At 74.6% G+C, this 7911-nt stretch carries 7 protein-coding genes; 5 read left to right on the plus strand and 2 right to left on the minus strand.

Annotated features, from left to right (window positions below; genetic code table 11):
- Window positions 1–204: 204 nt before the first annotated feature.
- Window positions 205–1101, minus strand: a complete 897-nt coding sequence (gene murQ, locus AB0C69_RS34035) for an N-acetylmuramic acid 6-phosphate etherase (RefSeq protein WP_345177808.1) — start codon at window positions 1099–1101, stop codon at window positions 205–207.
- Window positions 1098–2078 (minus strand): MurR/RpiR family transcriptional regulator, encoded by a 981-nt coding sequence (locus AB0C69_RS34040; protein ID WP_345177806.1) that lies wholly within the window; start codon window positions 2076–2078, stop codon window positions 1098–1100. The genes murQ and AB0C69_RS34040 overlap by 4 nt, the downstream gene beginning before the upstream one ends.
- Window positions 2079–2139: 61 nt before the next feature.
- On the opposite strand from AB0C69_RS34040, the gene AB0C69_RS34045 reads away from it, so the two are divergent.
- From AB0C69_RS34045 to AB0C69_RS34065, 5 genes are all read left to right on the plus strand, one after another.
- Window positions 2140–3336, plus strand: a complete 1197-nt coding sequence (locus AB0C69_RS34045) for a BadF/BadG/BcrA/BcrD ATPase family protein (protein WP_345177804.1) — start codon at window positions 2140–2142, stop codon at window positions 3334–3336.
- Window positions 3337–3701: 365 nt separating this feature from the next.
- The gene (locus tag AB0C69_RS34050) at window positions 3702–4949 is read left to right on the plus strand and encodes a transglycosylase domain-containing protein (RefSeq protein WP_360359079.1); all 1248 of its coding nucleotides are present in this window, start codon (window positions 3702–3704) and stop codon (window positions 4947–4949) included.
- On the plus strand, window positions 4946–5845 hold the full coding sequence (locus AB0C69_RS34055; protein WP_360359081.1) for a penicillin-binding transpeptidase domain-containing protein: 900 nt from the start codon (window positions 4946–4948) through the stop codon (window positions 5843–5845). The genes AB0C69_RS34050 and AB0C69_RS34055 overlap by 4 nt, the downstream gene beginning before the upstream one ends.
- A 99-nt stretch (window positions 5846–5944) precedes the next feature.
- Window positions 5945–7585 carry a glycoside hydrolase family 3 N-terminal domain-containing protein gene (locus AB0C69_RS34060; protein WP_360359083.1) on the plus strand — a complete coding sequence of 547 codons (1641 nt, stop codon included), beginning with the start codon at window positions 5945–5947 and terminating at the stop codon, window positions 7583–7585.
- Window positions 7586–7674: 89 nt separating this feature from the next.
- On the plus strand, window positions 7675–7911 hold a 237-nt coding region (locus tag AB0C69_RS34065), incomplete at its 3' end, for a hypothetical protein (protein ID WP_360359085.1).

Raw genomic sequence — 7911 nt, forward strand, 5'->3', positions numbered from 1 at the left:
GCCCGGAGGGCCCTCCATCGTCGGGCACTGCGGCGATCGCTGGCATCGCTCCGTCTCGCCTTGCGGCTCGCTGCGCGATCAGGTTCTCGCTCCGCTCGAACCTGCCTTCGGACGCGATCGCGAGTGTTGGGTCGTCGCTGGTTGCGGCGGTGGCCGGTGTCGTCGCGATCGCGGGCTTAGGTGAGGGGCAGCTCGCTTGCTGTTCTATGCGGATCTGAGTCTCTGCAGCGCCTCGCGGACGCCGCCGTCGGTTTCCTCCAGGACCATCGTGGCGCGTGCCGCGGGGACCTCGCCGAGGAGCGAGACCAGGGCGACGCGGGTGTTGCCGCCCGCCTCGGACAGCGCGTTCTCGCAGGTGCGGGCGTCCATCCCGGTCGCCTCGGTGAGGATGCGCACCAGCCGGGCGCGCAGCTTGGAGTTCAGCGCGTTCACGCTGACCATCAGGTTGGAGTAGGTGCGCCCCATCCTGATCATCAGGGTGGTGGAGAAGGAGTTGAGCACCAGCTTGGTCGCGGTGCCCGCCTTCATCCGGGTGGAACCGCTGATCACCTCGGGCCCGGTGGCGAGCCCGATGTGCACCTCCACCTCGTCCCCGTACGGCGTGTGCGGGTTGCAGCTGATCAGCGCCGTGCGCGCCCCGACCGCGGCGGCGGCGCGCAGCGCCCCCACCACGTACGGGGTGCGTCCGCTCGCCGCGATGCCGACCGCGACGTCGCCCGCCCGGACGTCGCGGGCGTCCCGGCGGCCGAGCTCGACGTCGTCCTCCACGCCGGAGACCGCCTGCGACAGCGCGCCGGGGCCGCCGGCGTTGTGGGCCACGACCCGGCCCCAGATGCCGAAGGTGGGGGGAAGCTCGGCCGCGTCGAGGACCGCGAGCCGGCCGGACGTGCCGGCGCCGAAGTAGTGCACGCGGCCGCCCGCCCGCAGCGACTCCACGGCGAGGTCGACCAGCCGGGCGACCTCGGGCAGCACGGAGCCGACGACCCTCGGCACGGTCGCGTCCTCAGAGTTGATCAGGCGTAGCACCTCCATGGTCGGCAGCGTGTCGACGTCGAGGGTCCGGGGGTTCCGTCCCTCCGTGGGGAGCTCGCAATCGATCACCGACGCCTCCGGTCGGGTCGCACGGTCCGTCCGCGGACCGCCTCGTACGTGGCTTCGAGGGCCTTGCGGGTAGACCCGTAGGTGCGCTGCGCTACTCCGACGAAGAGGCAGTCCACCACCGTGAGCTGCGCCAGCCGGCTGGCGGTGGCGCCCGAGCGGAACGTCGTCTCCCGTGCGGCGGTCGTCAGGATCATGTCCGCGACCTCCGCGATGGGGGACTTCGGGAAGTTGGTGAGCCCCACGGTCCTCGCGCCCCGGGTCTTGGCGACCTCCAGCGCGTCGATGGTCTCCACGGTCGCGCCGGTGTGCGAGATGCCGATCGCCACGTCGCCGGGGCTCAGGACGGCGGCGCTGGTCAGCATGATGTGGGCGTCCGCCCAGGCGGAGCAGACCCGGCCGATGCGGTGCAGCTTCTGCTGGAAGTCGGCCGCGACGAACGCGCTCGCGCCGACGCCGTAGACGTCGACCCGGTTCGCGTTGACGACCGCGTCCACGACCTGCTCCAGCATCTTGATGTCGAGCTGGGAGGCGGTCTCCTCGACGGCCCGCGCGTCGGCGAAGGTGACCTTCTCCACGATCTGCTCTAGCGAGTCGTCGGGACTGATGTCGCTGCCGATGACCCGGCCGCCGGTGGCGCTCTGGGCCCGTCCCGCCTCGGTGGCGAGGGTCAGCCGCAGCTCTGGGTAACCATGGAACCCGATCGCCCGGCAGAACCTGATGACCGTGGTCTCGGAGGTGCCGCAGTTCTGGGCGAGCTCGGTGATGGTCGAGTTGGCGACCCCTTCGGGGTCGTCGATGACGCGTTGAGCGACTCTTCGCTCGGCGGGGGGCAGCGAGGGCAGCAGCGAACGGACCCGCACCACCGTGCTCAGCGGCGTGGCGTCCCTGTCCCTGCCCGCCGCGTCGTCCCGTGGCGCCGCGGGCTCCCCCGTGATCCCCCGCTCGGGGCCCCGGTCGGGGCCGATGGGTTTCCTCATGGAGGAAATTTTCTTACGCGCTGGATGTCACGTCAACGTTAGGAAAGGCTACGGTCGCCATGTGTTGACCCATTTGGCCGGTCCTTACGTGGTCGGTATCGACGCGGGTGGCACGAAGACCCGCTGCGTCGTGCTGACGCTCGGGGGAGCCCTGGCCGGTTCCGGCACCGGCCCAGGGGCCAACCCCAACTCTGGAGGCGACACCGCCGGGGCGCTGACCACCGCCCTGCGGGAGGCGCTCGGGGACCTAGACCGCACCCACATCCTCACCGGCGTGTTCGGCATCGCCGGCGCCGGCTCGGCCGGCCGGCCCGCCGCGGTCGCGGCGGCCCGGCGGGCCTGGCAGTCCGTCGGGCTGCGCGGCTCGCCCGCGGTGGTGACCGACATCGCGGTGGCGTTCGCCGCGGGGACCAGCGAGCCCAAGGGCATCGTGGTGTTCTCCGGCACGGGCGCCGGCGCGGCGGTCATCAACGACGGCGCGATCGTGCAGCGCGCGGACGGCTACGGCTGGCTCGTCGGTGACGAGGGTTCGGCGGTGTGGCTCGGGAAGGAGGCCGTCCGGGCCGCGCTCGCCGCCTACGACGGCCGCGGCTCCCCGACGCTGCTCACCGACTCGGTCCCCCGGGCGCTGCTCGGCCCCACCGTGGTGGCGCAGATCGACTCGGAACGGCGAAGACCCCGCCACCCCAGGGCGCTGGCCATGGCCGGCGCCCCTTCGCCGTCACCGGGCTCTCCCGTGCTGCCGCACCCCGCCGCGCTGTCCGCCGGCGGGCGCGCCACGGCCGTCCTCGCTCCCGAGTCCGCCTACCCGCCGTCCGCCCGCCACCCCGCCTGCGGCGGCGGGCCGCCGGGCCCGCACGGGCCGCCGTGCCATCCCGAGTCTCCCGGCGCCCCGCCCGATCCCCGCCTCGCCCAGGCGATCATCAAGGAGGTGTACGGCCGCCCGCCCGCGGCCCTCGGCCGCCTCGGCCCGGTGGTCGCCGCCGCCGCGGCCGCCGGCGATCCCGTGGCCAGGCGCATCACCGACGAGGCCGCGCAGTGGCTGCTGGCCGACGTCGACGCGGTGCGCCCGGCCTTGTCCGATCCCTGCGCACCGGTCGTGATGCACGGCTCGGTGCTCCGCGAAGGCCCCGTCGCCGAGGCCGTCCGCTCCGGGCTGCGCGACCGTTTCGCCGAGGCGCCGCGCAGCGCCGGCGACGGGGCCGTCGGCGCGGCCGGGATGGCGCTGCGCCGCCTCGGCCACCCCTTGCCGGGCTGAGCGCCGCCCCGCGGCGAAGGGCCGCCCGGCCCCGGCCCGGCCGATCCGGCCCGGCCGTCAGGTTCATCGCGATGGACCCCGCCAAAGATCCGCAATCGCCTGCGATCCAGGGGTCCATCGTGATTAAGCTGTGACCACGGTGGCAGCAGTGCCGCGGAAGCGGTCCCGATGGGGCCGTGTCCCGCGGGACCACCGGCCACAGGCGTGGCTCTACAGATCGGCTGCGTTGGTTCGCAGCGTCGTCCGCGCGGGATGTCCCCGACCGCGTGCGCCCCTTAGGCGGGTGCACGCCTGACGCATGCCCGCCCCTGCGCTCCCTGGCCCGGACGACGGCCGTCTCCGTACTCCACGTCGAACGAGGTCCCATGCACTCCCTGCCCAGGGCGCGCCGTCTCCGGCCTGCCCTCACCCGCCTGCCCCGCGCCCTCCGGACCCGGCCGCGCCGCGCGGCGATCGTGTTGGTCATCACATCCGTCCTGCTGGCGGCCGCCGCCGTCGTCGTCGGCTACGTCCGGACGCCGCTGCCGACGCGGCCGCAGGACGGCGTCACGGACGAGGGCTCCGCCGTCTACTACGCCGACGGCCGGACGCCGCTGTTCCGCCTCGGCGCCAACCGGGAGAACGTCCGGCACGGCCAGATCCCCGACCGGCTGCGCTGGGCGGTGCTCTCCGCCGAGGACCGCGGCTTCTACGGAGGCCACGGCGTCTCCCCCAGCGGGACGTTCCGCGCCCTCTGGAACAACGCGTCCGGCGGCGACACGCAGGGCGGCTCGACCATCACCCAGCAGCTCGCCCGCAACTACTTCAAGGGGCTCAGCCGCGACCGGACGATGGGCCGCAAGGTCAAGGAGATCTTCGTGGCGATGAAGCTCGACCGCAGCCGCGCCAAGGACGAGATCCTCGACCTGTACCTCAACACGATCTACTTCGGCCGGCAGACGTCCGGGGTGCAGGCGGCGGCCCGCGCGTACTTCGACAAGGACGTCTGGCAGCTCGACGTCGCCGAGTGCGCCCTGCTCGGCGCGATGATCCAGCGGCCGGCGTACTTCCGCACGCGGGGCGACGGCCCCGCGGCCCGCGCGCTGCGCGCCCGCTGGCGGTACGTCCTCGACGGGATGGTGTCGATGGGCCGGCTCGGCCGGGCCGAGGCCGACCGGCAGCGCTTCCCCCGGACCCAGGACGAGTGGACCGGCGTCGGCCTGTCCGGCCAGGACCTCCTCGTCCGGCACCGGGTCGAGGAGGAGCTCGCGAGCGTCGGCATCCCGATGGACAGCGTCGTCAACGGCGGCCTGAAGATCTACACCGGGCTGGACCAGCGCTGGATGCGGCACGCCGAGCAGGCCATGCGCGAGGCGCAGGAGCCGCGGTGGCCCGGGACCGTGCACGCCGGGCTCGTCGCCGTCGACTCCCGTACCGGCGAGGTCAAGGCGCTCTACGGCGGCGACCCGAAGCGCAGCCAGATCGACTCGGTGTTCGCGCCGGTCGCGCAGGCGGGCTCCACGTTCAAGCCGTACGTGCTGGCCGCGGCGCTCCGCAAGGGCCTCAGCGTCCGGCGTGGGTCAGCGGCCGCTCCCCGCAGAAGTTCGCGCCGAACGGTGACATCACGCCGATGACCGCGCCGGGCTACAAGGTCGACAACGACGAGGAGATCGGCTCGCTCGGAGCGATGGACCTGGTCAGGGCCACGGCCCTGTCGGTCAACACCGGATACGTGAAGGCCGCCCTGAAGACGGGGATCGCGGACGTCCAGGAGACCGCGCGGCTGTTCGGGGTGCCCGCCTCCGCGCTCGCGCCGTTCAGGGGGCAGGCCGGGATCGCGCTCGGCACCCCCGACGTCGCGGCCGTCACCCAGGCCGCCGGGTACGCGGCGTTCGCCAATGGCGGCACGGCCGTCGTCCCCCACCTCGTCACCAGGGTCGTCGACGCGCACGGCCGGCGGGTCCCGCTGCCCTGGGACCGGCCGGGGCGCCGGGTGCTGAACGCCGAGCAGGCGGCGCAGGCCGCCTACGCGCTGCGGGCCACCGTCAGGAGCGGGACGGGCGAGCACGCGGCGCTGCCCGACCGGGAGGCCGCCGGGAAGACGGGCACCACCGACCACAACCGCGCCGCCTGGTTCGTCGGCTTCGTCCCCCAGGTCTCGACGGCCGTGGTCATCGGCAACGCCAGGCCCGCCCCGCTGCGGGATCTGCCCGGCTTCGCCGGGACGGTCTCCGGGAAGAACCTCCCGGCGACGATCTGGCGGTCCTTCATGGACAAGGCCGTCCGCGACCTGCCGGCCCGGCCGTTCCCCGAGCCCGCGTTCTCCGGCGTGGCCGCGAACTGGGTCGACGCCGACCCGGCGCAGCCGACCCCGTCCCGGCGCAAGCCCGGCGAGCCGGCGCCCGGCGGCCGGGACGGCGGTTCGCCGACGCTCGCACCGACCCCCGCCGTGCCGCCGGAGGTCGCCCGTCGCAGGATCGCCAAGCAGAAGGCCCGCGAGAGCGCCGTCACGCCCACCCCGAACAGCTGAACCGGAAGAGATCGAGTCGACAGCGGCCCCCGGGGGCGGCTACGGTCGCGGGCGTCGATGCGACCGAGTGACCGAGACCGTTCCGGGGGGCCTGGTCAGGTGCGTGCCACACGTTCCCTCGCGCTCGCGGCGGCGGTCCTGCTGGCAGGCGGGGCCGCCGGCTGCGGCGGCGGCGAGGACGGCAGGGGCGGGCGGACGCCGTCCGCCCGCTCCGCCGCGCCCGCCTCCCCCGCCACGCCCGCGCCGGACGCATGGATCCCCGGCCGGGTCGCGAAGATGAGCGTGGCCGACAAGGTGGGGCAGCTGTTCGTCCCGACCTTCTCCAGCCGCGCCGACGCGCTCACGAAGATCAGGAAGTACCGCGTGGGCGGGCTGATCTACTTCCCCGGCAACATCGGCAGCCCGGCGCGGACCGCCGCGCAGTCCAACGCGCTGCAGAAGGCCTCGACGATCCCGCTGCTGCTCGGCGTCGACGAGGAGCAGGGCATCGTGTCGCGGACGCCGTTCGTCACGACGTTCCCCGGCAACATGGCGCTCGGCGCGACCCGCAGCCCCGCCGACGCCCGCGCCGCCGCCCGGGTCACCGGCGCCGAGCTGCGCGCGGTCGGCATCAACCTCGACTACGCGCCGGACGCCGACGTGAACGTGAACCCGCGCAACCCGGTGATCGGGCTGCGCTCCTTCGGGTCCGACCCGGCGCTGGCGTCCGCGCTGGTGCGGGGGGCCGTCGGCGGCTTCCAGGAGGCCGGGGTCGCCGCGGCGGCCAAGCACTTCCCCGGCCACGGCGACACCGCGACCGACAGCCACACCGGCCTGCCGGTGATCCGGCACGCGCCGCGGACGTGGGAGCGGCTGGACGCGCCCCCGTTCAGGGCGGCGATCGCCGCGAACGTCGACATGATCATGACCGCGCACATCGTCGTCCCGAAGCTCGACAAGTCGGGCGACCCGTCCACGCTCTCCAGGACGGTCCTGACGGGGCTGCTGCGCGGCAGGCTGGGCTACCAGGGCGTCATCACCACCGACTCGCTGGAGATGGCCGGGGTCCGCGAGAAGTACGGCGACGCCGGCGTCCCGGTCCGGGCGATCAACGCGGGCGCCGACCAGCTGCTGATGCCGCCGGACCTGCCGCGCGCCTACGACGCCGTGGTGAAGGCCGTCCGGACCGGGAAGATCTCGCAGCGGCGGCTGGACGAGTCGGTGACGCGGATCCTCAGGCTCAAGCAGCGGCGCGGCCTGTTCCAGAACGCCGCCGCCGACCCCGCCAAGGCCGCGGCCGCGGTCGGCACCCCCGCGAACAAGGCCGTCGCGCGGGGCGTCGCCGAGCACGCGGTCACCCTCGTCCGCAACGACGGCGGCCTGCTGCCCCTCAAGGGCAGGAAGGTCGCCGTGTCCGGGCCTGACAGCGGCCGGCTCCAGGCGGCCCTGCGCCGCCAGGGCGTCGCGGTCACGGCGCCAGGCTCGGCCGACGTCACCGTGCTGACCACCGTGAACGCGGGGGCGGCGACCGCGTCCCGGATCCGGGCGCTCGGCTCCAGGCCGGTGGTCGTCGCCGCGCTCGGCCGCCCCTACGACCTCGACTCGGCGAGCGGCGCGAAGGCGGCGCTCGCCACCTACTCCTCCAGCCGGGTCTCGGTGGAGGCGCTGGCCAGGGTGCTGAGCGGAGCGGTGAAGCCCACCGGCAGGCTGCCGGTTCCGGCGGGCGGGAAGCCCGCCGGGCACGGGCTGGGCTACCAGTAGGGGCCGCCGCCCGGCACCGGCGAGGCGTTGGACGCGAGGACCGCTCTGCTGGGAGGATCGGGCCGCCTTCGCGCTTCCAGGAGGTCCCCGTGCGCGTCCGATCGTCCCTCGCCGCCCTGGCGCTGCTCCCGCTGCTGGCGGGCTGCGGGGGCGGCGACGAGGTCACGATGCCGCCGCTCACACCCGAGCCCGGCGACTCCCGGCCCGCCCAAGCCTCGACCGCCGCGCCCGCGCGGCAGACGCTCCCGGCGCGGCTGGCGCTCTACAAGTACCTACGCGGGATCTCGGTGGGCGACGCCAGGGCGTTCCGTTCCGGACGAGTTCCC

It is taken from the genome of Actinomadura sp. NPDC048032, assembly GCF_040653175.1.
Lineage (GTDB): Bacteria > Actinomycetota > Actinomycetes > Streptosporangiales > Streptosporangiaceae > Spirillospora > Spirillospora verrucosospora.

Coding starts and splice junctions, on each gene's coding strand:
- AB0C69_RS34055 (WP_360359081.1), top strand. CDS start 4,946: ATGACCGCGCCGGGCTACAAGGTCGACAACGACGAGGAGATCGGCTCG.
- AB0C69_RS34040 (WP_345177806.1), bottom strand. CDS start 2,078: ATGAGGAAACCCATCGGCCCCGACCGGGGCCCCGAGCGGGGGATCACG.
- AB0C69_RS34050 (WP_360359079.1), top strand. CDS start 3,702: ATGCACTCCCTGCCCAGGGCGCGCCGTCTCCGGCCTGCCCTCACCCGC.